This window comes from Blastococcus sp. SYSU D00820, from assembly GCF_054050695.1.
In genome coordinates this window covers 1-22742 of the sequence record NZ_JBJGZW010000015.1, presented here as the reverse complement: position 1 = coordinate 22742, position 22742 = coordinate 1, and the positions used below count along the sequence as shown (strand labels likewise).

Annotated in this window: 19 protein-coding genes and 1 tRNA gene; 16 read left to right on the top strand and 4 right to left on the bottom strand. The window is 75.6% G+C overall.

Annotated elements, in window-relative coordinates; translation table 11 throughout:
* Nucleotides 1-71: 71 nt before the first annotated feature.
* The 12 genes from ACI79R_RS15790 (at nucleotide 72) to ACI79R_RS15735 (ending at nucleotide 10927) form a co-directional block, all read left to right on the top strand.
* Nucleotides 72-1055: a peptidyl-prolyl cis-trans isomerase gene (locus ACI79R_RS15790; RefSeq protein WP_456574594.1), complete on the top strand. Its 984-nt coding sequence runs from the start codon at nucleotides 72-74 to the stop codon at nucleotides 1053-1055.
* A gap of 4 nt (nucleotides 1056-1059) precedes the next feature.
* Nucleotides 1060-1977 carry a MazG family protein gene (locus ACI79R_RS15785; protein ID WP_456574593.1) on the top strand — a complete coding sequence of 306 codons (918 nt, stop codon included), beginning with the start codon at nucleotides 1060-1062 and terminating at the stop codon, nucleotides 1975-1977.
* 192 nt (nucleotides 1978-2169) lie between these two features.
* Nucleotides 2170-3402 carry a mechanosensitive ion channel family protein gene (locus tag ACI79R_RS15780; protein WP_456574592.1) on the top strand — a complete coding sequence of 411 codons (1233 nt, stop codon included), beginning with the start codon at nucleotides 2170-2172 and terminating at the stop codon, nucleotides 3400-3402.
* A 48-nt stretch (nucleotides 3403-3450) separates the two neighbouring features.
* Nucleotides 3451-4734, top strand: a complete 1284-nt coding sequence (gene eno, locus ACI79R_RS15775) for a phosphopyruvate hydratase (protein WP_456574591.1) — start codon at nucleotides 3451-3453, stop codon at nucleotides 4732-4734.
* Nucleotides 4735-4739: 5 nt separating this feature from the next.
* Entirely contained in the window at nucleotides 4740-5321 is a 582-nt protein-coding gene (locus ACI79R_RS15770) for a septum formation initiator family protein (RefSeq protein WP_456574590.1), read from the top strand.
* A complete protein-coding gene (locus tag ACI79R_RS15765) occupies nucleotides 5318-5815 on the top strand; it encodes a DUF501 domain-containing protein (RefSeq protein WP_456574589.1) in 498 nt (165 codons plus the stop codon). Before ACI79R_RS15770 ends, ACI79R_RS15765 begins: the two co-directional genes overlap by 4 nt.
* The gene (locus ACI79R_RS15760) at nucleotides 5812-6762 is read left to right on the top strand and encodes a Ppx/GppA phosphatase family protein (protein ID WP_456574588.1); all 951 of its coding nucleotides are present in this window, start codon (nucleotides 5812-5814) and stop codon (nucleotides 6760-6762) included. The genes ACI79R_RS15765 and ACI79R_RS15760 overlap by 4 nt, the downstream gene beginning before the upstream one ends.
* Before the next feature lie 9 nt (nucleotides 6763-6771).
* Nucleotides 6772-7539 (top strand): uracil-DNA glycosylase, encoded by a 768-nt coding sequence (locus ACI79R_RS15755; protein WP_456574587.1) that lies wholly within the window; start codon nucleotides 6772-6774, stop codon nucleotides 7537-7539.
* A 47-nt stretch (nucleotides 7540-7586) separates the two neighbouring features.
* A tRNA-Leu gene (locus ACI79R_RS15750) sits at nucleotides 7587-7660 on the top strand.
* 55 nt (nucleotides 7661-7715) lie between these two features.
* A complete protein-coding gene (locus ACI79R_RS15745; protein WP_456574586.1) occupies nucleotides 7716-8819 on the top strand; it encodes a hypothetical protein in 1104 nt (367 codons plus the stop codon).
* Nucleotides 8816-9958: a hypothetical protein gene (locus ACI79R_RS15740; RefSeq protein WP_456574585.1), complete on the top strand. Its 1143-nt coding sequence runs from the start codon at nucleotides 8816-8818 to the stop codon at nucleotides 9956-9958. The genes ACI79R_RS15745 and ACI79R_RS15740 overlap by 4 nt, the downstream gene beginning before the upstream one ends.
* A gap of 132 nt (nucleotides 9959-10090) precedes the next feature.
* On the top strand, nucleotides 10091-10927 hold the full coding sequence (locus ACI79R_RS15735; protein WP_456574584.1) for a Bax inhibitor-1/YccA family protein: 837 nt from the start codon (nucleotides 10091-10093) through the stop codon (nucleotides 10925-10927).
* A 123-nt stretch (nucleotides 10928-11050) separates the two neighbouring features.
* On the opposite strand, the gene ACI79R_RS15730 is transcribed toward ACI79R_RS15735, so the two are convergent.
* Together ACI79R_RS15730 and ACI79R_RS15725 are read right to left on the bottom strand one after the other, a co-directional pair.
* On the bottom strand, nucleotides 11051-12271 hold the full coding sequence (locus ACI79R_RS15730) for an acetyl-CoA C-acetyltransferase (RefSeq protein ID WP_456574583.1): 1221 nt from the start codon (nucleotides 12269-12271) through the stop codon (nucleotides 11051-11053).
* A gap of 85 nt (nucleotides 12272-12356) precedes the next feature.
* Nucleotides 12357-13379, bottom strand: coding sequence for an SGNH/GDSL hydrolase family protein (locus ACI79R_RS15725; protein ID WP_456574582.1), 1023 nt, complete (start codon nucleotides 13377-13379; stop codon nucleotides 12357-12359).
* 71 nt (nucleotides 13380-13450) lie between these two features.
* Between ACI79R_RS15725 and ACI79R_RS15720 the strand changes: the two genes are divergently transcribed.
* Complete coding sequence (locus tag ACI79R_RS15720; RefSeq protein ID WP_456574581.1) at nucleotides 13451-14821, top strand: DUF2252 domain-containing protein; 1371 nt, start codon at nucleotides 13451-13453, stop codon at nucleotides 14819-14821.
* Between the two features lie 25 nt (nucleotides 14822-14846).
* On the opposite strand, the gene ACI79R_RS15715 is transcribed toward ACI79R_RS15720, so the two are convergent.
* Both ACI79R_RS15715 and ACI79R_RS15710 read right to left on the bottom strand, forming a co-directional pair.
* Nucleotides 14847-16829, bottom strand: coding sequence for a VWA domain-containing protein (locus tag ACI79R_RS15715; protein WP_456574580.1), 1983 nt, complete (start codon nucleotides 16827-16829; stop codon nucleotides 14847-14849).
* A 5-nt stretch (nucleotides 16830-16834) separates the two neighbouring features.
* On the bottom strand, nucleotides 16835-18301 hold the full coding sequence (locus ACI79R_RS15710) for a sigma 54-interacting transcriptional regulator (RefSeq protein WP_456574579.1): 1467 nt from the start codon (nucleotides 18299-18301) through the stop codon (nucleotides 16835-16837).
* 226 nt (nucleotides 18302-18527) lie between these two features.
* On the opposite strand from ACI79R_RS15710, the gene ACI79R_RS15705 reads away from it, so the two are divergent.
* From ACI79R_RS15705 to ACI79R_RS15695, 3 genes are all read left to right on the top strand, one after another.
* Nucleotides 18528-19532, top strand: coding sequence for an ATP-binding cassette domain-containing protein (locus tag ACI79R_RS15705; RefSeq protein WP_456574578.1), 1005 nt, complete (start codon nucleotides 18528-18530; stop codon nucleotides 19530-19532).
* Nucleotides 19529-20335, top strand: coding sequence for an ABC transporter permease (locus ACI79R_RS15700; protein WP_456574577.1), 807 nt, complete (start codon nucleotides 19529-19531; stop codon nucleotides 20333-20335). The genes ACI79R_RS15705 and ACI79R_RS15700 overlap by 4 nt, the downstream gene beginning before the upstream one ends.
* Before the next feature lie 223 nt (nucleotides 20336-20558).
* Nucleotides 20559-22622, top strand: coding sequence for a M3 family metallopeptidase (locus tag ACI79R_RS15695; RefSeq protein ID WP_456574576.1), 2064 nt, complete (start codon nucleotides 20559-20561; stop codon nucleotides 22620-22622).
* The last annotated feature ends 120 nt before the right edge of the window (nucleotides 22623-22742 follow it).

Below are 22742 nucleotides of genomic sequence, written 5' to 3'. Positions count from 1 at the left end.
GGGCGCGGGAAACGCGTCCCTCCCACTCCACCTGCGGCGGCCGTCACACCCGGTGTGGGAGTCTCCCGCTCGTGCGCACGCGTCGACCGACCGCTCCGCTCGTCCTCGGGCTCCTCGCCGCCGCGGCCCTGACCGGCTGCCGCACCGAACCCAGCGTGGCCGCCTACGTCGGCGACGAGCAGATCACCGTCGCCGAGCTGGAGGCCGCCGTCCAGGCACACCGGGACACCGAGGGGGTCACCGCCGGCGAGGGCGCCGACTACACCCGGCAGGTGCTCACCGGCCTGGTCCGTGCCGAGGTCTACACCGCCGCCGCAGAGCAGTGGGGGGTCAGCGTCGACACCGGCGAGCTGGCCGGCCTGCTGCCCGGTCTCATCGAGGGCCAGGACCCCGACGCCTTCCTCGAGCAGCGGGCGGCCCAGGGCTTCACCCGGGACGACGTGCTCGAGCAGGTCCGCCAGCTCCGGATCCTCCAGGAGATCGCCGAGGCCGAGGGGCTGGCCCCCGAGCCCACCGAGGAGGAACTGCAGAGCCGGTACGACGCCGCCCGCGGCCAGCTGCCGGCCGAGGTCGAGCTCGGCTACGTCCTCACGCCGGACCAGGCCGTCGCCGACCAGGTGCGCGCCGACCTCACCGCCGACCCGGCCGCCTACCCGGCCGTCGCCGCGCAGTTCGTCAGCGAGGTGACCCTGGCCGAGATCGAGCTCGTCGCGCGCGAGGACGTCCCGCCGCCGCTGGCCGACCAGGTCGCCGCCTCGCCGGCCGGCACGGTGTTCACCACGCAGGTCGAGGGCATCCCCGGGGTGTTCGTGGTCGTCGTCGGCGACACGGTGGTGCCCTCCTTCGAGGAGGTGCGGCCGCTGATCGAGTCGGCGGTGCTCTCCGAGGCGGTCACCGCGGCGCAGCCGGTCGTCCAGGAGTTCGAGGACGGCCTGGACATCACCGTCAACCCCCGCTTCGGCACGCTGGACGAGGAGGGCGGCGTCGTCGCCGGCGAGGGCGGCGTCGTGCAGATCCTCGGCACCGACCCGTCCGGCGCCCGCGCGGCAGACTGACCGGGTGCCCGTCGCGCTCGCCGTCCCCGTCAGCCCCCGCCTCCCCGGCCTGCTCGGCCCCGACGCCTGGCGCGCGCTGAGCGGCGACCGCCCGGTGGTGGCCCTGCCCGGGGCCGCCGGCACGGCCGCGGCGCTGCGCGCCGCCGGCGCCGCCGTCGGCGACGTCCCCGACGCGGCGGCGGCGCTGGCCCGCCCCGACGACGTCGTCTGCCTGGCCGCCCCGGACGAGCTGGCCGGCCTCGGGGGAGCCCCCGCGCTGCCCGGCCCGCCCGAGCCGCCCGGCGCCCGCCTGCTCGACGTCGTCGCGGTCATGGACCGGCTGCGCTCGCCGGGCGGCTGCCCCTGGGACGCCGAGCAGACGCACTCCTCGCTGCGCGGCTACCTGCTCGAGGAGGCGCACGAGGCCTACGACGCGATCGTCGACGACGACCCGGCGGCCATGCGCGAGGAGCTCGGCGACGTGCTGCTGCAGGTGATCTTCCACGCGCGGGTGGCCGCCGAGGCCGGCGCCGACCGCCGGTTCGACGTGGACGACGTCGCCGGCGAGCTGGTCGACAAGCTGGTCCGCCGGCACCCGCACGTCTTCGGCGACGCCGGGCCGCGCGACGTGGCCGGCGTCGAGGCCGGCTGGGAGGAGATCAAGAAGGCGGAGAAGCAGCGCCGCTCGCCGACCGAGGGCGTCTCCCGTTCCCAGCCCGCCGCCGCCTGGGGTGCCGCGCTGGTACGCCGGGCCGGGCGGGCCGGGCTGTCCACCCCGGAGCCGGCCGAGCTGGCCGTGACCAGCCCCGAGGCCCTGGGGGAGCAGCTGCTCGCCGTCGTCGCCGCGGCGACCGCGCGGGGGTGGGACGTCGAGGACGCGCTGCGGGAGGCGGTCCGCCGCTACGCCGGGGAGCTGGACGCCGAGGCGCACGCGGCGGGGTGACCGAACCGACGCCCTCCGGGATGACGACCCGGGGGGCCCGCCCCTAGCGTGGGGAGAGCCCCGCCGATCGGCCGGGGCCGCGGAGCGCATCGTCGCGCCCGCCGCCCGCGACGTGCGCGGGCGACCTCCCCGCGCAGGCCGGAGCCGCCGCGTGCCCGCCTGCGCCCGACGCCCGAAGGAGCTGCCCACCCCGTGCGCTGGTCTTCCCCACCGTCCGCCGCCGACTCGCTGTCCACCGTCCTGCCCTCCTCGACCTGGGCGCTGCTGCTCGTGCTCGTGGGGGTGGTCGCCGCCGCCTGGCTGGCCGCCGCCGGCCTCGGCGCGCTGCTGGGCCGGCTCGGGGCCCGCAACGCCGTGGTCGCCGACCTCGCCCGCCGCGGCCGGCGGCCGTTCCGGCTGCTCGTGGTGCTCGTCGCGCTCACGGCGGTGCTCGACGGGGCCTCCTCGCTGGGGTCGTGGCGCGAGCCGGTGGTGCGCGGGCTGGGCCTGGCGCTGATCGGCGCGGTCGCCTGGCTGGTCGCGGTCGCGGTGTACGTCGTGGGCGACGTCGTCCTGAGCCGGTACGACGTGGACGTCGTCGACAACCGGCACGCCCGCCGGGTGCGCACCCAGGTGTCGCTGCTGCGCCGGCTGACCGTCGTCGTCATCGCGGTGCTGGCCGCCGCGGCGATGCTGCTCACCTTCCCGGCCGCCCGCGCCGCCGGCGCGAGCATCCTCGCCAGCGCCGGTGTCATCTCGATCGTCGCCGGCCTGGCCGCGCAGACGTCGCTGGCCAACGTGTTCGCCGGCCTGCAGCTGGCCTTCACCGACGCGATCCGCGTCGACGACGTCGTGGTCGTCGAGGGGGAGTGGGGCCGGATCGAGGAGATCACGCTGACCTACGTCGTCGTCCACCTCTGGGACGACCGGCGCATGGTGCTGCCCTCCACCTGGTTCACCACCACGCCGTTCCAGAACTGGACCCGCAAGGAGTCCGCCGTCCTCGGGGCCGTCGAGCTCGACGTCGACTGGACCACCCCCTTCGACCGGATGCGCGGCGAGCTGGACCGGCTGCTGGCCGCCTCCGAGCTGTGGGACCGCCGCGTCGGGGTGCTGCAGGTGACCGATGCGGTCGGCACGCTGGTGCGGGTGCGCGTGCTGGTCAGCGCCAAGGACGGGCCGACGCTGTTCGACCTGCGCTGCCAGGTCCGCGAGGGGCTGGTCGTCTGGCTGCAGCGCGAGCACGAGCACGCCCTGCCCCGGGTGCGCCACGAGGGCCGGCCGTCGACCCCGCCGCCGCTCGGCGACCGCGACGTGCCGCCGCCGGCCGCGAACGCCGGGCTGTTCACCGGCAGCAGCGAGGGCCGGGAGCGGTCGCGCGCGTTCACCGGACCGACCGAGGCCGAGGCCGCCGACCGGCAGCCGGAGCCCGCCCGCGCGGGCTGACGGGCGAGGCTGGCGGACCCGCGCGCGGCGGCTGGTTAGGCTGCCCCCGTGGCCAGCATCGACGCCGTCGGCGCGCGGGAGATCCTCGACTCGCGCGGAAACCCCACCGTGGAGGTCGAGGTCGCCCTCGACGACGGGACGATCGCCCGCGCGGCCGTCCCGAGCGGCGCCTCCACCGGCGCCTTCGAGGCGGTGGAGCTGCGCGACGGTGGTGAGCGCTACGGCGGCAAGGGCGTGACCAAGGCCGTCGACGGCGTCCTCGACGTCATCGGCCCCGAGCTGGTCGGCTACGAGGCCAGCGAGCAGCGGCTGATCGACCAGCGGCTGATCGACCTGGACGGCACGCCGGACAAGTCCCGGCTCGGCGCGAACGCGATCCTGGGCGTGAGCCTCGCGGTGGCCAAGGCCGCCGCGGAGTCCACCGGGCTGCAGCTGTTCCGCTACGTCGGCGGCCCCTCGGCGCACGTGCTGCCGGTGCCGATGATGAACATCCTCAACGGCGGCGCCCACGCCGACAGCAACGTCGACGTGCAGGAGTTCATGATCGCCCCGATCGGCGCGGCGACCTTCGCCGAGGCGCTGGCGATGGGCACCGAGACCTACCACGCGCTCAAGGCGGTGCTGAAGGGCCGCGGCCTGTCCACCGGGCTGGGCGACGAGGGCGGCTTCGCCCCCGACCTGCCGAGCAACCGCGACGCCCTCGACCTCATTGCCGAGGCCGTGGACAAGGCCGGCTACGCGCTGGGCACCGACATCGCGCTGGCGCTGGACGTCGCCGCGACGGAGTTCCACGCCGAGGGCGGCTACGACTTCGAGGGCCAGACCCGGTCGGCGGAGTACCTCACCGACTACTACCGCGAGCTGGTCGACGCCTATCCGATCGTCTCCATCGAGGACCCGCTGTCGGAGGAGGACTGGGACGGCTGGATCGCCCTCACCCAGGCCCTCGGCAACCGGGTGCAGCTGGTCGGCGACGACCTGTTCGTCACCAACCCGACCCGGCTGGCCGACGGCATCGACCGCGGCGCGGCCAACGCGCTGCTGGTGAAGGTCAACCAGATCGGCACGCTGACCGAGACCCTCGACGCGGTCAACCTGGCCCACCGCAACGGCTACCGCTGCATGATGAGCCACCGCTCGGGCGAGACCGAGGACACCACGATCGCCGACCTCGCCGTCGCCACCGACTGCGGGCAGATCAAGACCGGGGCCCCGGCGCGCAGCGAGCGGGTGGCGAAGTACAACCAGCTCCTGCGCATCGAGGAGGAGCTGGACGACGCCGCGCGCTACGCCGGTGCCGCCGCCTTCCCGCGCCTGGGCACCTCCGCCTGAGCCCCGTGACCGGTCCGCGCGGCCGCCGGGGGAGCCGGCGCGCGTCCACGGGGCGACCGCTGTCGCACGCCGCCTCCCGGCCGGTCCCGGCCGGGCGGACGGCGGCGGCCAGCCGTCCCGAGCAGCGCCGTCCCGGGCGCCGGACCGCGCGCGGCAGCACGGCGGCCGCGGCGGCACCCCGCCGTCCGCTGTTCACCGGGCGCGCGGTGCTGCTCGGCGGCCTGGTGCTGCTGCTCGCCCTCACGCTGGCCGGCCCGGTCCGGCAGTACCTGGCCGGCCGGGCGGAGCTCGCCCGGCTGGTCGCCGAGGGCACCGAGCTGGACGCCGAGCTCGCCGCCCGGCAGGCCGAGCTGGAGGCGCAGGCCGATCCGGCCTACGTCGGCCGGCAGGCCCGCGAGCGGCTCCTGCTCGTGCAGCCCGGTGACCGGGTCGTGGTGGTCGTCGACGCCGAGGACGCCGAGGGCGACGCCGGCACCGTGTCCGACGCCGCCGAGCCCGCCGACCAGCCCTGGTACGAGGCGCTGATGGGCTCGCTGGCCACCGCCGACGACCTGCAGCCGGCCGACGGGGACGGGCCGACCGGATGAGCGAGCCGGTGACCCCGGAGGAGCGGGAGATCGTCGCCCGCCAGCTCGGCCGCCCCCCGCGGGCGCTGACCGGGGTGGCGCACCGCTGCCCGTGCGGGCAGCCCGACGTGGTGGAGACCTCGCCGCGGCTGGAGGACGGCACCCCCTTCCCGACGCTGTACTACCTGACCTGCCCGCGTGCCGCGGCCGCCGCCAGCCGGCTCGAGTCCGCCGGCCGGATGCGCGAGTGGCAGGAGGAGCTCGGCACCGACCCGGAGCTGGCGGCGCGGTACCGGGCCGCGCACGAGTCCTACCTCGCCGCCCGGGACGCCAAGGACGTGCTGCCCACCCGCACCACCGCCGGCGGCATGCCCGACCGGGTCAAGTGCCTGCACGCGCTGGCCGGGCACGCGCTGGCCGTGGGCCCGGGCGTGAACCCGATCGGGGACCGCGCGGTGGCCGAGATGGGGGAGTGGTGGGCCTCCGGGCCCTGCGCCCGGGAGGAGACCGCGTGACCCGCGTCGCCGCGATCGACTGCGGCACCAACTCCATCCGCCTGCTGGTCGCCGACGTGCCGCCCGAGGGCGCGCACACCGACCTGCTGCGCCGCATGGAGGTCGTCCGGCTCGGCGAGGGCGTCGACGCCACCGGCCGGCTGTCCGACGCCGCGATCGAGCGGACCCGGCGGGTGCTGGCGGAGTACGCCGCGCAGGCCCGCGAGCTGGGTGCCACCGCGGTGCGGATGGTCGCCACCAGCGCCAGCCGGGACGCCGCCAACCGCGCCGACTTCGAGGCGATGGTGCAGGCGACGCTGGGCCGGCTGCCCGACGTCGTCCCCGGCGACGAGGAGGCGCACCTGTCCTTCGTCGGCGCCACCGCCTCCCTGGACGCCGCGGTCGCCGCGCACGGGCAGCCCCCGCCGCGCCCGCCCTACCTGGTCGTGGACATCGGGGGTGGGTCGACCGAGTTCGTGCTCGGGGACGCCGACGGCGTGCACGCGGCGCGCTCGGTCGACGTCGGCTGCGTCCGGCTGACCGAGCGGCACCTGCACGGCGACCCGCCGACGGCCGACGAGATCCAGCGCAGCGAGGCCGACATCCGCGCCGCGCTGGCCCAGGTGCTCGAGGTGGTGCCGGCCGGGGAGGCGGCCACCCTGGTCGGCCTGGCCGGCTCGGTGACCACGGTCGCGGCGCTCGCGCTCGGCCTGCCGGAGTACGACGACGCGGCGATCCACGGCTCGCGGATCCCGGTGTCCGCCGTCCGCTCGGTCTGCGCCGGCCTGCTCACCGCCAGCCGGGCGCGCCGGGCGGCCCTCCCGGTCATGCACCCCGGCCGGGTCGACGTCATCGGCGCCGGCGCCCTGGTGCTGCGGGTCGTCATGGACGCCCTCGCGATCGACGACGTGGTGGTCAGCGAGCACGACATCCTCGACGGCATCGCGATCACCCTCGCCCGGGCGTAGCGGGGTCCGGTGCCACTGGACGCCGGGGGCTTCCCGGTGACGCGCACACCCGCCGGGGTGGCCCGCTCGGCGCGCGCCACCCGCGAGCTCGCCGTCCTCGACGCCCGGATCAGCGGCTGCTACGCCTGCCCGCGGCTGGTCGCCTGGCGCGAGGAGGTGGCCCGGGTCAAGCGGGCCTCGTTCCGCGACCAGGAGTACTGGGGCCGTCCGGTGCCGGGGCTCGGGCCGGCCGACGCGCGGATCGCCGTCGTCGGGCTGGCGCCGGCCGCGCACGGCGGCAACCGGACCGGGCGGGTCTTCACCGGGGACCGCAGCGGCGACTGGATCTTCGCCGCCCTGTGGCGGGCGGGCCTGGCCAACCAGCCGACCTCCACGCACATCGGCGACGGCCTGGAGCTCACCGGCGTGCGGGTGGCCGCCGCCGTCCGCTGCGCGCCGCCGGCCAACGCGCCCACCCCGGAGGAGCGCGACACCTGCTCCCCGTGGCTGGCGCGGGAGCTGGCGCTGCTGCCGCGGCTGCGCGTGGTCGTGGTGCTCGGCGGCTTCGGGTGGACGGCGCTGTGGCCGGTGCTGGCCGAGGCGGGGTACCGGCTGCCGCGCCCGCGGCCGGCGTTCGGCCACGGCGTCGAGGTTCCGCTCGAGGGGCCGCGCGGGCCGCTGACCCTGCTGGGCAGCTACCACGTCAGCCAGCAGAACACCTTCACCGGCAAGCTCACCGAGCCGATGCTCGACGCCGTCCTCGGCCGGGCGACGGAGCTCGCCGCCGCCGGCGACTGAACCGGGTCGCTGCCGCCGGGCCCCGCGGGCACTACCGTGCGACCGGCGCCCCCGTAGCCCAACCGGCAGAGGCAGGCCCCTTAAAAGGGTCCGAGTGTGGGTTCGAATCCCACCGGGGGCACCGGCTCCCAGGAGCACCCAAGTGCGGCCCAAGGAGGGCGGCCGAGGGTGTGGGCATGCGATCCCTCCGCCTCTGGTGCACCGCCGCGCTCGGCGTCGCCGCGCTCGCCGCCTGCACCGCCGATCCCGCCGCGCCGGCCGCGCTCGAGGGCGGGCTGGACGTCTCCCTGGACAGCGAGGAGGACGGCGAGCTCCGGCTGGCCGACGCCGTCGCCGTCGCCCCGGACGGCACGGTGGCGGTGCTCGTGCAGGGCGCGGCAGACTCCGGGCTGGTGCAGGTGCGCGACGGCGCGGTGGCCGGCGGCACGCCGCTGGACGAGCACGCCTGGGCGGTGCTGCCGCGACCGGACGGCTCGTTCGTGCTGCCGGTGTCGGAGGACGCGTCCACCGCCTTCGCCGTCGCCGTGGTGCCCCCGGCCGGCCAGGAGGACGAGGTGACCGTCCGGGAGGTGCAGCCGGCGCTGGGTGCCTCCGCGGAGCGTCCGGTGACCGCCGCGATCTCCCCGGACGGGGAGACGCTGTACCTGGCCTTCAGCGGCGGCGTGCGCCGCGGCGAGACCGCGGCCTGGCTGGCCGCGGTCGATCCCGACACCGGCGCGCTGCTCGCCCAGCGGGAGGTCGCGCCGGGCAGCTCCCCGGTCGGCGTGGCCGTCGCCCCCGGTGGGCAGCGCCTGGTGGTGGCCCTGGAGACGGCGGACGGCGGCACCGAGGTGCGGGAGGTCGACGCGGCCACGCTGTCCGACGCCGGCCCGCCCGTCGCCGTCGCCGGAGCTCCGCTGACCGCCCCCGCCGCCGGGCCCGACGGCGCGCTGTACCTGCTGGTCGACCGCGGTGCGGCGACCGGTCCGGAGCTGGTGCGCGTCGGGGGAGGAGGCACCGAGGTGGTCGTGGAGCTGCCGGACGACCCGTACGACGAGGTGCGTGCCCTCGCCGTCGACCCCGGCGGCGACCGGGTGGTCCTGGCCGGGCGGACGGGGGCGGACCGCATGCCGACGGTCACGAGCGTCGACCTCGCCGACGGTGCGGTCGGGGAGCCGGTCGAGCTGGCCGGGTACGGCCTGGCCACGGCGGTCGTGGCCACCGGGGACGAGGTGCTGGTCGCCGGCACCGGGGACGACACCGCCGGCACCGCCCGTGCCGTCCTGTGGAGCCTGTCGTGAGCGCCCGCCGCGCCGCCGTCGTCCTGGCCGCCGGTCTGCTGGCCGCCGGGTGCTCCGGCACCGCCCTCCCGGCCCCGGACGAGCGTGGCGCCCCGCGCGCGGTCGACGTGGGCATCCCGGCGCAGCCGGGACAGGGCGGCAGCCTCGAGTACGCCACCGACCTGCAGTTCGCCGGCGACGGCAGCTGGGTGGTGCTCGTGGGCGACGCGTCGGAGTCCGGGGTGGTGCGGGTGCGCGACGGCGAGGTCGTCTCCCGCAGCTACCTGACCGCCGACGCCGCCGCGGCCCTGCCGCGCGACGACGGCTCGGTGGCGGTCCTGGCGCTGCGCGAGGCCGATCCGGTGCTGCGCGTCGCCCTGGTGCCGCCCGGCGGCGACGCCGACGCGGTCGACCCCGTGGCCACCCGTCCCACCGACCCCCCGGTGCCGGTCCTGCACCCCTGGGACGTGTCCGCCGTCCTGGCGCCGGACGGCGAGCACCTGCTGGCGCTGGTCGAGGGCTCGGACGGCCCGCCGGCGCTCGTGCGGATCGACCCGGCCACCGGCGCCGTCGACGGCCGGGTCGCGCTTCCGACCGCGGCGGACTCGTCGGCCGTCGACCTGTTCGCCACGCCGGACGGCGAGGAGCTGGTCGTGGTGCTGGCGGCGGCCGGCGGTCGCACCGAGGTGTTCCGGCTGGCCGCCGACCGGCCCGCCGTCCCGGCGGCACCGGTCGTCCTGGACGGGGCGCCGGTCCTGACGACGCTCGCCGACGACGGCGCGCTGTACCTGCTGCTCGACCGCGACGCCGTCGAGCTGCACGTCCTGACCCCGGAGGGCACGGAGTCCCGGGCGCTGGCCGAGCTGCCGGTCGACGACTTCGACCTGCTGCCCAACCTGGACCTCGAGGGCCTGGCCGTCGACGCCGCGGGCGGGCAGGCGTTCGTGGTCGGCGGAGCGGGGGAGGACAGCGACGTCTCCGAGCCGCTGCTGCTGACCGTCGACCTGGCCACCGGCGAGCTCGCCGAGCCGGAGTACCTGGCCGAGCGCGGGCACGCCGCGACCGCGGTCCCCGTGGACGGCGCGCTGCTGGTGACCGGCTACGTGGCCGACGAGAGCCTGGCTCCCACCGCCGTGGTGTGGACCCACGCGCTGCCCTGACCCCTCCCGCCCCACCCGCGCGAGGGAACGTCGCCGCCCAGGAACGCGCAGGGCCCTTCCGGCGTTGACCTGGACGAGTGGGGTGCAGGACCGTAGACCCCACGGACCGCCAGTCACCTCGAGGAGATGACGATGCCCAGCCACAACCCGGTCTTCGGCCGGGGCTTCGCCAACGCTGCTGCCGGCCCGCAGCAGCAGTACGGCGCCTACGGAGCCGCCCCCCAGTACGGGGCTCCCTCGCCGTACGGCGCCCCGACGCAGGACCCGTACGCCGCTCCGGCGCCGTACGCGCGCACCACCACCCGCTACATGACGATGGACGACGTCGTCCAGAAGACGGGCCTGTCGTTCCTCGTCACCGTCCTCTCGGCCGCCGTCACCTGGGCGGTGCTCCCGCAGGAGCTGGCCTGGGGCCTGGCGATGCCCGCGGTGCTGATCGCGCTGGTGCTCGGCCTGGTGATCGCGTTCAAGCAGGTCGCCAACGCCGGTGCCACCCTCGCCTACGGCGCCCTCTACGGCATCGCGCTGGGTGCGATCAGCGAGGCCTTCAACTCGGTCTACCCCGGCATCGTGATGCAGGCGCTGGTGGGCACCTTCGGTGTCTTCGCCGGCATGCTGATCGTCTACAAGACCGGCGCCATCCGGGTCACCCCGAAGCTGACCCGCTGGGTCGTCGGCGCGATGTTCGGTGTCCTGGCCCTGGTGCTGGTCAACTTCGTCGTCGGCATCTTCGCCGGCGGTGACCCGCTGGGCATCCGCTCCGGTGGCCCCATCGCCATCCTGTTCAGCCTGGTCGTGATCGGCATCGCGGCGTTCTCGCTGCTGCTCGACTTCGACATGGCCGACGAGGCCATCCGCCGCGGTGCCCCGGCGAAGTTCGCCTGGTACGTCGCCTTCGGCCTGCTCGTCACGGTCATCTGGCTGTACCTGGAGATCCTGCGGCTGCTGTCGTACCTCCAGAGCGACTGATCGAGGACCCCGCTGCCCCCACGCCTCGCACGCTCGGCGCGGGCTCCTGCAGCGGGGCCGAGAGAGCCAGTGGCCCGGTCCCCTTACGGGGGCCGGGCCACTGTGCGTCGTGGGGGCGCTCGCTCAGGACAGGCGCTCGAGGACCATCGCCATGCCCATGCCGCCGCCGACGCACATGGTCTCCAGGCCGAAGGTCTTGTCCTTGGTCTGGAGGCCGTTGATCAGCGTCCCGGTGATGCGGGCGCCGGTCATGCCGAACGGGTGGCCCACGGCGATGGCGCCGCCGTGCACGTTGAGCTTGTCGATGTCGATGTCCAGGTCGCGGTAGCTCGGGATGACCTGGGCGGCGAACGCCTCGTTGATCTCGACGAGGTCGATGTCGCCGATCGTCATGCCGGCCCGCTGCAGGGCCAGCTTCGAGGCGTCGACCGGGCCGTAGCCCATGATCTCCGGCGACAGGCCGGTGACCGCCGTGGAGACGATGCGGGCCAGCGGGGTCAGCCCCAGCTCCCGGGCCCTGGTGTCGCTCATGACGACCACCGCGGCGGCGCCGTCGTTGAGCGGGCAGGCGTTGCCGGCGGTCACCCGGCCGTCGGGGCGGAACACCGGCTTGAGGCCGGAGATGCCCTCGAGGGTGGTGCCCGGCCGGGGGCCGTCGTCGGTGCTGACGACGGTGCCGTCGGGCGTGGTCACCGGCGTGATCTCGCGGGCCCAGAACCCGTCGGCGATCGCCTGCTCGGCGAGGTTCTGGCTCCGGACGGCGAACTCGTCCATCTCCTGCCGGGAGACGTCCTTGATCAGCGCCAGGTTCTCCGCCGTCTGCCCCATCGCGATGTAGATGTCGGGGATCTCCCCGTTGTCGCGCGGATCGGTCCAGGTCTCCGCGCCGCTCTCGGCGGTCTTGGCCACGCGGGCCTGGGCGTCGGCGAAGACGGGGTTGTGGGTGTCGGGCAGCGAGTCGCTGTTGCCCTTCGTGAAGCGGGAGACCATCTCCACGCCGGCGGAGATGAAGACGTCGCCCTCACCGGCCTTGATGGCGTGCATCGCCATGCGGGTCGTCTGCAGCGACGAGGAGCAGTACCGGGTGATCGTGGTGCCCGGCAGGTGGTCCATGCCCAGCAGCACGCTGACGACGCGGCCCATGTTGTGGCCCTGCTCCCCGCCGGGGAGGCCGCAGCCGAGGATCAGGTCGTCGATGTCGGTGGGGTCGAGCGCGGGCACCTTGTCCAGTGCCGCCCGCACGATGGTGGCGGTCAGGTCGTCGGGCCGGAGGTCCTTCAGCGACCCCTTGAACGCGCGGCCGATGGGCGAGCGCGCGGTCGCGACGATGACGGCTTCGGGCATGGGGTCCTCCACGGCGAGGGGGTGCGGTCACCGCGAAACTACCCCCGAGTAGCTACGCGGGCGCCGACGACTCCGGAGGGCCGGGTCAGCGGACCGCCGGCTCCTCCGGCTGCTTCTCCAGCGCCGCCTCGTCGGCCGAGGGCATCTCCGGCGGGCGGGTGCGGCGCAGCAGCGCCCACGGCCCCCGCGGACCGGTGTCCGACCCGCGCACCTCGGTCGCCTGCACCACGGTGCCGGTGCGGCCGGCCGCCTTGGCCGCGGCCTCGGCGACCGGGCGGACGGAGTCGCGGCGCAGCCCGCGCCGGCCCGCGCCGGCGGGCCAGACACCGAGGGCGTCGGCCAGCGGCGGCAGCAGGACGGCGGCCGCGGCGGCGTAGCCGTGCGCGCTCGGGTGGAACTCGTCGACGCTGAACAGCGCCTTGTCGCGGGCGAAGGACGGCCCCAGGATCGAGCCGAGGGAGACCGTCCGGCCGCCCTCGGCGACGACCGCGACGGTCTGCGCCGCGGCCATCTGCCGGCTCCAGCGCCGGGCCAGCAGCCGCAGCGGCTGGCCGATCGGGCGGATCGTGCCCAGGTCGGGGCAGGTGCCGACGACGACCTCGGCGCCGATCGCCCGCAGCCGCCGGACGGCGTCGGCCTGGTGGCGCACCGACACCGCGGGCTTGGTGCGGGTGGTGACGTCGTTCGCGCCGATCATGATCACCACGGCGTCGGGCTTCTCCAGCAGCGCCTGGTCGACCTGCTCGTCGAGGTCGACGGACTCCGCGCCGGAGACCGCCAGGCGGACCAGCCGGACGGGCCGCTCGGCGAGCTCGGCCAGCGCCGCGGCGAGCAGGACGCCGGGGGTCTCGGCGGCGCGCTCGACGCCGAGGCCGACCCCGGTGGAGTCGCCGAGGACGGCGAGCACGATCGGCTTGCCCCGCCCGCGGCCGTAGACGCCGTCGCCCGAGGGCGGGGGCTGCTTCGCCGTCCGCGCCGCCACCTTGCGGCGCGCCGCGCGGGCCTCACCCCGCAGCAGCGCCACCAGGCCGGCCAGCGTCAGCCCGACCCCTCCGCCGGCGTAGGCGACGCCCGTGGCCAGCCGCCGTGCCGTGCTCGTGCCAGTCACCGCCGCCCCCGCATGCTCTCGTGGTGCAACCTTCCTGCCCAGGCAGGCTAGCTGGCCCCTACGGTTCCTCCGTGCCACTCTCCCCCAGTGGGGTCACCCCCGCCGGAACGGCGGATGAACGCTCCCGGCTCATCGTCGAGGTGCTGGTCGAGGCCTTCGCCGACCTCATGGCCGCCGATCCCGACGCCTTCCGCACCAAGTTCCGGAAGATGGCCGCCGACCCGTTCGCCTTCTACCGCGGCAGCGCCTGCCTGTTCTACGCCGACATGGCCGGCCTCGACGACCGGTGGTGCGACGAGCGCACCAGCCGGGTGTGGATCCAGGGCGACCTGCACGCGGCGAACTTCGGCACCTACATGGACGGCGCCGGGCGGATCGTCTTCGACGTCAACGACTTCGACGAGGCCTACCTGGGCCACCTCAGCTGGGACCTGCGCCGCTTCGTCGCCAGCTTCGCCCTCCTGGCCTGGCGCAAGGCGCTCGGCGACGACGTCATCGGCGACCTGCTGGCCACCTACCTCACCGCCTACCTGGACCAGGTGCAGGCCTTCACCCGCTCCGACGACGACCGCTCGTTCGCCCTGACCCGCGAGAACACCGAGGGCGCCGTCCGGGAGGCCATCCTGCAGAGCACGGCCCGCACGCGGGCGTCGCTGCTGGACCGGCTGACCGTCGTCGAGGGCTACCAGCGGCGCTTCGCCGACGGCGGCCGGGCCCGCCGGCTGGACGACGCCGAGCGCGACCGCGTGCTGGCCGCGGTGGAGGAGTACCGGCACACCGTCGTCCCGCCGCGCCGCCGGCGGGACGTCGCCTACGACGTCAAGGACGTCATCGGCACCGGCGGGTTCGGCATCGGCAGCGCCGGGCTGCCCGCCTACACCGTGCTGCTGGAGGGCTACGACCAGGCGCTGGAGAACGACGTCGTCCTCTCGATCAAGCAGGGCAACGTCGCCGCACCCAGCCGGATCGTCCGCGACGACGCCGTCCGCGCGGCCTTCCGCCACGAGGGGCACCGGACGGCGGTCAGCCAGCGGGCGCTGCAGGCCAACGCCTCCCAGTTCCTCGGCCACACCGAGATCGACGGGGTCGGGTTCGTCGTCGCCGAGCTCTCGCCCTACGAGGTGGACCTGGAGTGGGAGGAGCTGACCGAGCCCGACCAGATCGCTCCGGTGCTCGCCCAGCTGGGGCGCGCCACGGCGAAGATGCACTGCGTCGGCGACGCCGACAGCGACCACGAGCTGGTCCCGTTCCAGGCGGAGGAGGCGGTGACCGACCTCGTCGGCGGTCGCCGTGAGGAGTTCGTGGCCGACCTGGTCGACTTCGCGCACGGCTACGCGCGGCGGGCGCAGGAGGACCACCGGCTGTTCGTGGAGGCCTTCCGCGCCGGAGCCATCCCGGGGATCAGTTCCAGCGGGGCGCACCCGCTCCCGCCGCGGGGCTGACGCCGCCGGGGCGGGCGGGCCCGGCTCAGCGGGCCCGCCGCCCCCGGCGGGCGCGGAGGTAGTCGGCGACGACGTACTCGCCCAGCCGGTCGCTGTCCGGGGTGAACACCCGGCCACCGGCCCGCTGGGTGATGTCGTGCACGAACTGCACCAGGCCCGGCTCCGGATCGAGCGCGAAGACGTTCATGGTCGCGCCGGAGCGGGCCACCCGTTCCACCTCGGCCACGGTGCGCGCGATCGTCTCCGGCATCGGCGGCCAGCAGAAGAACGGCGTCCCGTCGTCCTCCAGGTGCGCGGTCGGCTCGCCGTCGGTGACCACGAGGACCACCGGCTCGGCGTCGCGGTGCCGGGCCAGGAAGCGCCGGGCCAGGATCAGCCCGTGCTGCAGGTTGGTGCCCTGCAGCGTGTCCACCGACAGCTCGGCGAGCGTCTCCGGCCGCAGCACCTGCGCGGTCGAGGAGAAGCCGATGATCTGGATCGCGTCCTGCGGGAAGCGGGTGGTCACCAGCGAGTGCAGGGCCATCGCCGTCGACTTCGCCGCACCCCACGTGCCGCGCAGCGCCATGGAGTAGGAGAGGTCGACCAGCAGCGCGACCGCGGCCCCGGTGCGGCGCTCGGTCTCGACGACCTCGAAGTCCTCGACCGCGATCCGCACCCGGCGCTCGGCCTCGCCCCGCGGCTCGCCGGCGGTACGCAGCACCGCGTTGCGCACCGTGCGGACGACGTCCAGCGGCTGCTCGTCGCCGAACCGCCACTCCCGCGAGGCGCCGGTCAGCTCCCCGGCGGCGCCGGCGTCGGCGACGTCGTGCTCCCCGCGGCCGGTGGACGCCAGCTGGGCGAACACCCGGCGCAGCGCCGTGGCGCCCAGCCGGCGCACCGCCTTGGGGGAGAGCTCCAGCTTCCCCTCGCTGCGGTTGAGGTAGCCCTGCCGCTCCAGCTCCCGCTCGAGCTGGCGCAGCGCCGCCAGGTCGTCGACCGCCGGCCGGCCCAGCGCCCGCTCGAGCAGCTCCTCGTCGACGTCGGCCAGCGAGGCGCCGGCGTAGCCCTGGGAGAGCTGGTTGGACAGCGCCTCCAGGTCGGCCAGCTCGGCGACCGCGGTGGTGGCGTCGCCCATGCCGAGGGCCTGCTGGCCGTCGGGCACCTGCCCGCGCTGCCCCCACGGCAGGTCGGGACGGGCCTGGCGCAGCGCGTCCTGCAGGTGCGCCATCTCGCTGGCCAGCCCCATGTCCTGCATGGTCTGGGCCATGAGGTCGGCCAGCTCGGCCCGCTGCTCGGGGGAGAGGCCGGCCATCATGCGCTCCTGCGCGGCCGCCCGGCGGGCGAGGGAGTCGATCAGCTCCTCGACCGACTGCGGGTCGTCGGGGAAGAACTGGCCGTGCTCGTCCATGAACTGCGCGAACTGCTCGTCGGTGTCCTCGCCGCGGTTGTGCGCGTCGATGAGCTGCGACAGGTCGGCCACCATGTCCTTGACCGCCTGCATGTCCTCGGGGCCGGCGTTCTCCAGCGCCTGCTTCATCGAGGCGAAGGAGCTGTCGAGCACCTCCCGGCGCAGCAGGTCCTGGATCTGGTCGTAGGCCTGCTGGGCCTCCGCCGAGCGCCACGGGTAGTCCTTGAGCTGGCGGACGGCGCCCGCGGTGTCCTGCGGCAGGGCGTCGAGCTCGGCCTCGGCCAGCCGCGCGCCGTCGTCGGGGTCGGGGAACAGCTCCCGGCGCTCGGCGTCCAGCGCGCGGTCCAGCAGCTCGCGCACCTCCTGCAGCGTGCCGTCCATGCGCCCGGCGGTGCGGGCCTGGCGCAGCCGGTCGCGCACCGACCGGCGCAGCTCGTCCAGCCCGCGCCGGCCGTCCAGCCCCCGGCGGAGCAGCTCGCGCAGCGCCTCGCGCACGCCGCTGCCGGCGAGGACCGAGTCGCCGAGCTCGTCGACGGCCTCACCCAGGTCGTAGGGCGGCGCCAGCGGGTCGGGCCCGCCCCGCCAGCGCCCGTACCGGTAGCCCTTCCCGGGCCGGCGCACCACGGTCAGGCCCCGTACACCGTGCGGGCGCCGTCGGTGTCCTTGGCCAGCCGCCGGGTCAGGTAGAGGCCCTCGAGGGCGAACTCCACCGCGGCGGCGGCCTGCTCGGCCGACTGCTCGCCCTCGGGCACGCCGAGCCGCCCCAGCAGCTCGGCCAGCCGGGGGATGGTGCCCAGCTGGCCCAGCAGCGCGGCGGCCGGCACCAGCTCGCCGGACTCGACGGTCTCCCCGCCGGTGAAGTGCTCCTGCAGCCCGGTGAGGTCCAGCCCGGCGCAGCGGGCGCGGAAGGTCTGCGCGGTCGCCTGCCGCAGCAGGTGCTCGAGCACCTCCAGCTCGCGGTCGTCGTCCGGGTCGCTGCCGGCGTCGGCGAACTCGACCTTGCCGCGGCTGGCCGGGACGACGCACGGCAGGTCGACGACGCGGGCGACCGGCCGGGTCTCGCCGGCCACCGCCGCGCGGCGGACGGCGGAGGCGGCCACGGTCTCCAGCGCCGCGATGGCGAACCGGGCGCTGACCCCGGAGCGCTGGTCGACGTGGCTGGACTCGCGGACCAGCCGGGTGAACCGGGCGACGATCTCGACCAGGTGCTCGGGGACGACGGGGCTGTCGAGGGTCGAGCGGTCCTCGGGGGCGCCCAGGCCGCTGGTGTGCGCCTCCTGGTGCAGCAGCCGGATCTCGTCGGCCAGCTCGATCGGGTAGTGCGTGCGCACCTCGGTGCCGAACCGGTCCTTGAGCGGGGTGATGATCCGGCCGCGGTTGGTGTAGTCCTCGGGGTTGGCGCTGGCCACGAGCAGCAGGTCCAGCGGCAGCCGCACGCGGTAGCCGCGGATCTGGATGTCGCGCTCCTCCAGCACGTTGAGCAGCGCGACCTGGATGCGCTCGGCGAGGTCGGGCAGCTCGTTGACGCTGAAGATGCCGCGGTTGGTGCGCGGCACCAGGCCGTAGTGCACCGTCTCCGGATCGCCCAGCGTGCGGCCCTCCGCCACCTTGATCGGGTCGACGTCACCGATCAGGTCGCCGACGCTGGTGTCGGGGGTCGCCAGCTTCTCGCCGAAGCGCTCGCTGCGGTGCAGCCAGCCGACCGGGGTGGCGTCGCCGTGCTCGGCGATCTGCCGGTGGGCCCACACGCTGATCGGGTGCAGCGGGTGCTCGTTGAGCTCGCTGCCCACGAGCACCGGCGTCCACTCGTCGAGCAGGCCCACCAGGGTGCGGATCAGGCGGGTCTTGCCCTGCCCGCGCTCGCCGAGGAGGACCAGGTCGTGGCCGGCGAGCAGCGCGCGCTCGACCTCGGGGACGACGGTGTCGTCGAAGCCGACGATGCCGGGGAGGGAGGGCTCGCCGGCGCCGAGACGGGCGAGCAGGTTGGCGCGGATCTCGGCCTTGACCGGCCGGAAGGCGGCCCCGCTGGCGCGGAGCTCGCCGAGAGTGGTGGGGGCAGGGGGCGCGGGTGCCTGGGCGGCGGGGTCCGTCACCTCGCCAAAGGTACGACGACTGACGCCCTGGTGGGACCCCGTCGCCGGACGGCGGGACCGCCGCCGCCGCGATGAGTTCCGCGGACCCCGGCGGTCCACCCCTCCGGGGCCGCGCACCGGCGCGCCCGGCAGACGAGAGGACGGACGACGTGCGCGTGCCACGACCGCTCGGGGGAGTGGGAAAACCGGTCGGGAAGTGTCGCTACCCAGGCCTAGCGTGCCGGTCATGAGCGACGCCATCGTCGTCGAGGGTCTGGTCAAGCGCTTCGGCGCCAACACCGCACTGGCCGGGGTCGACCTCACGGTCCCCGAGGGCTGCGTGCTGGGCCTGCTCGGGCCCAACGGTGCCGGCAAGACCACCGTCGTCCGCATCCTGACCACGCTGCTGCGCGCCGACGAGGGCCGGGCGGAGGTGGTGGGGCTCGACGTCGTGCGCGACGCGGCGGCGGTGCGCGCGGCGATCGGGCTGACCGGCCAGTACGCCGCGGTCGACGAATACCTCACCGGCTCGGAGAACCTGGAGATGGTCGGCCGGCTCTACCGGCTGGGCAGGCGCGAGGCCCGGGCGCGCGCGGCGGAGCTGCTCGAGCGGTTCGACCTGACCGGCGCCGCCGGGCGCCCGGCGAAGACCTACTCCGGCGGCATGCGCCGGCGGCTGGACATCGCCGCCTCGCTCATCGCCCGTCCCCGCGTGCTCTTCCTCGACGAGCCGACCACCGGCCTGGACCCGCGCAGCCGGCTGGGCATGTGGGAGTTCATCGCCGACCTCGCCGGCGGCGGGACGACGATCCTGCTCACCACCCAGTACCTGGAGGAGGCCGACCGGCTGGCCGACCGCATGGTCGTCATCGACCGCGGCCAGGTCATCGCCCGCGGCACCGCCGACGAGCTCAAGGCGCAGGTCGGCGGGCAGCGGCTGGAGCTGACCGTCGGCCGCGCCGAGCACGTGCCCGAGGTGGTCCGCCGGCTCACCCCGCTGGCCGCCGGCGAGCCGCAGGTCGACGAGCAGACCCGCACGGTCTCCCTGCCGGTCAGCGGCGGCACCGAGTCGCTGGCCGCCGCGCTGGCGGCGCTGGAGGGCAGCAGGGTCGAGGTGCTCGACGTCGGCCTGCGCCGGCCCGACCTCGACGACGTCTTCCTCAGCCTGACCGGCCACGCCGCCGAGGACGTCGAGCGCGAGGCCGCCGGCAGCGAACCGGAACCCGCCGCGGTGTCGGGAGGTGCGCGATGAGCGCTCTGGGCATGGCCGTCGCCGACGGCCTGACGATCACCCGCCGGAACCTGATCAAGGTCAAGCGGGTGCCCGACCTGATCGTGTTCGCCACGCTCTCGCCGATCATGTTCGTGCTGCTGTTCCGCTACGTGTTCGGCGGCGCGATCGACGTGCCGGGCGACCTGAACTACGCGGAGTTCCTGCTGCCCGGGATCTTCGCGCAGACGGTGGTGTTCGGGTCGACGATCACCGGCGCGAGCATCGCCGACGACCTGCAGAAGGGGCTGATCGACCGGTTCCGCTCGCTGCCGATGGCGCCGTCGGCGGTGCTGGTCGGGCGCACCGTGGCCGACCTGGCGCTGAACGCGCTGTCGATCGTGGTGATGGCCCTGACCGGGTTGGCGGTGGGCTGGCGGATCCACACCTCGGTGGGAGAGGCGCTGCTGGGCTTCGTCGTCCTGCTGGTGTTCGCCTACGCCGTCTCGTGGCTGATGGCGCTGGTCGGCCTGCTCGTGCGCACGCCGGAGGTGGTCAACAACGCCAGCTTCATCGTGATCTTCCCGCTGACGTTCATCGCGAACACCTTCGTGCCGCTGGAGACCTTCCCGTCGGTGCTGCGCACCTTCGCCGAGTGGAACCCGGTGTCGGCGGTGGTCCAGGCCGCCCGCGACCTGTTCGGCAACACCGTGCCGGGGCTGCCCGCGCCCGACGCGTGGTCGCTGCAGAACCCGGTGGCGTACTCGCTGATCTGGGCGGCGGTCATCGTCGCGGTGTTCGTGCCGCTGGCGGTGCGGACGTACCAGCGCACTGCCAGCCGCTGAGGTCCGGGCGGTCCGCGGTACCTGTTCTCGTGCGTCCTCGTGCTCTGCCCCCACCGGTGGGCAGAGCACGAGGACGGGCAGGGGAGGTACGCGCCCGTCCTCGCCGGGAGGAGTGGGGGGCCTCCGCGAGGAGCGGCGGGGTGGGCTCCTCGGTGGCCGGGGACGGCACCTGGCCGCGGTGCGGTCCGGAGGACCGCGATGTGATGCCGCAGGATGGATGGCGATGAGCGCCGACACCGCCCCCGCCGCCCCGTCCTCGGACAACCCGCTGCTGGCCCCCTCGCCGCTGCCGTTCGGGCTGCCGCCGTTCGCCGACATCTCGCTCGAGCACATCCGCGAGGCCGTCCTCGCCGGAATGGCCGAGCAGCGCGCGGAGGTCGCCGCGATCACCGGCTCGGCGGAGCCGCCGACGTTCGAGAACACCGTGGTGGCCCTCGAGCGCTCCGGCCGGCTGCTGCGCCGGGCCGAGGCGGTCTTCGGCAACCTCGCCTCCTCGCTGTCCACGCCCCGGCTGCGGGAGATCGAGCGCGAGCTCGCGCCGCTGGAGGCCGCGCACGCCGACGCGCTGCGGCTGGACCCGGAGCTGTTCGCCCGGATCGACGCGGTGCACGCCGGGCGCGCCGACGCCGGCCTGGACGCCGAGGCGCTGCGCCTGGTCGAGCGCTACCACCTGGACTTCGTGCTCTCCGGCGCGCGGCTCGACGAGGCCGGCCGCGCCCGGCTGACCGAGCTCAACCGCGAGCTCTCCGAGCTGTCCACCACCTTCGGGCAGAACCTGCAGGCGGCCACCGAGGCCGCCGCCGTCGAGGTGCAGGACGCCGCCGACCTCGACGGGCTCAGCCCCGAGGAGATCGCCGGAGCCGCCGGTGCCGCCGCCGATCGCGGTCGCTCCGGCCACCTGCTGCCCCTGCTGCTGCCCACCGGTCAGCCGGTGCTGGCCAAGCTGCGCAACCGGGAGCTGCGGCGACGGGTGTTCGAGGCGTCGGTGGGCCGGGCGTCGGCCGGCGAGCACGACAACGGCCCGGTCGCCGCCCGGATCGCCCGGCTGCGTGCCGAGCGGGCGCGGCTGCTGGGCTTCGACACCCACGCCGACCTCGTCCTCGCCGACCAGACCGCCGGCAGCACCGCGGCGGTCGACGCCATGCTCGCCTCGATGGTCGGCCCGTCGGTGGCCAACGCCGACGCCGAGGCCCAGGCGCTGGCCGAGGTCGCCGCCCGCGACGGGGTGACCGACCTCGCCGCCTGGGACTGGGCCTACTACAGCGAGCTGGTGCGGGCGGAGCGCTACAGCGTCGACACCACCGCCCTGCGCCCGTGGTTCGAGCTCGACCGGGTGCTCGTCGACGGCGTCTTCCGCGCCGCCGAACTGCTCTACGGCTACCGGTTCACCCCCCGTCCGGAGCTGGCCGGCTACCACCCCGACGTTCGGGTGTGGGAGGTCGGCGACGCCGACGGCGCGACCGTGGGGCTCTACCTGGGCGACTACCTCGCCCGCGAGGGCAAGCGCGGCGGTGCGTGGATGAGCTCGTTCGTCACGCAGTCGCGGCTGCTGGGCACCCAGCCGGTGGTGGTCAACAACCTCAACATCACCCGCGGGGCGGAGGGCCGGCCGACGCTGCTCACCCTCGACGAGGTCAACACGCTGTTCCACGAGTTCGGGCACGCGCTGCACGGGCTGTCGTCCGCGGTGACCTATCCGCGGTTCGCCGGCACCGCCGTCCCGCGGGACTTCGTCGAGTTCCCCAGCCAGGTCAACGAGATGTGGGCGCTGTGGCCGGAGGTGCTCGCGCACTACGCCCGGCACGTGGAGACCGGGGAGCCGCTGCCGGCCGCCGTCGTCGAGGCGATCGACGCCGCGGCGCTGTGGGGCGAGGGCTTCGCCACGCTGGAGTACCTGGCCGCCACGCTGCTGGACCAGGCCTGGCACCGGATCACCCCGGACACGGAGATCGGCGACCCCGCCGAGTTCGAGCGCCGGGCGCTGGAGCAGGCCGGCGTCGCCCACCCACTGGTGCCGCCGCGCTACCGGACGACGTACTTCCAGCACGTCTTCGCCGGCGGGTACTCGGCCGGCTACTACAGCTACATCTGGTCCGAGGTGCTCGACGCCGACACCGTCGAGTGGTTCAAGGAGAACGGCGGGCTGCGGCGGGAGAACGGCGACGTCTTCCGCGGCCGGCTGCTCGCCGTCGGCGGGTCGGTCGACCCGCTCGAGGCGTTCCGCGCCGTCCGCGGCCGGGACGCCGACCCCGCGCCGCTGCTGCGCCGCCGGGGCCTGGCCGCCTAGGCGGGTGGAGTGCCGCGGGGGGGGGGGGGGGGGGGGGGGGGGGGGGGGGGCGGGGGGGGGGGGGGGCCCCCCCCCCCCCCGGCCCCCCCCCCCCCCTGCGACGCCCGCGGCGGGGGCGGG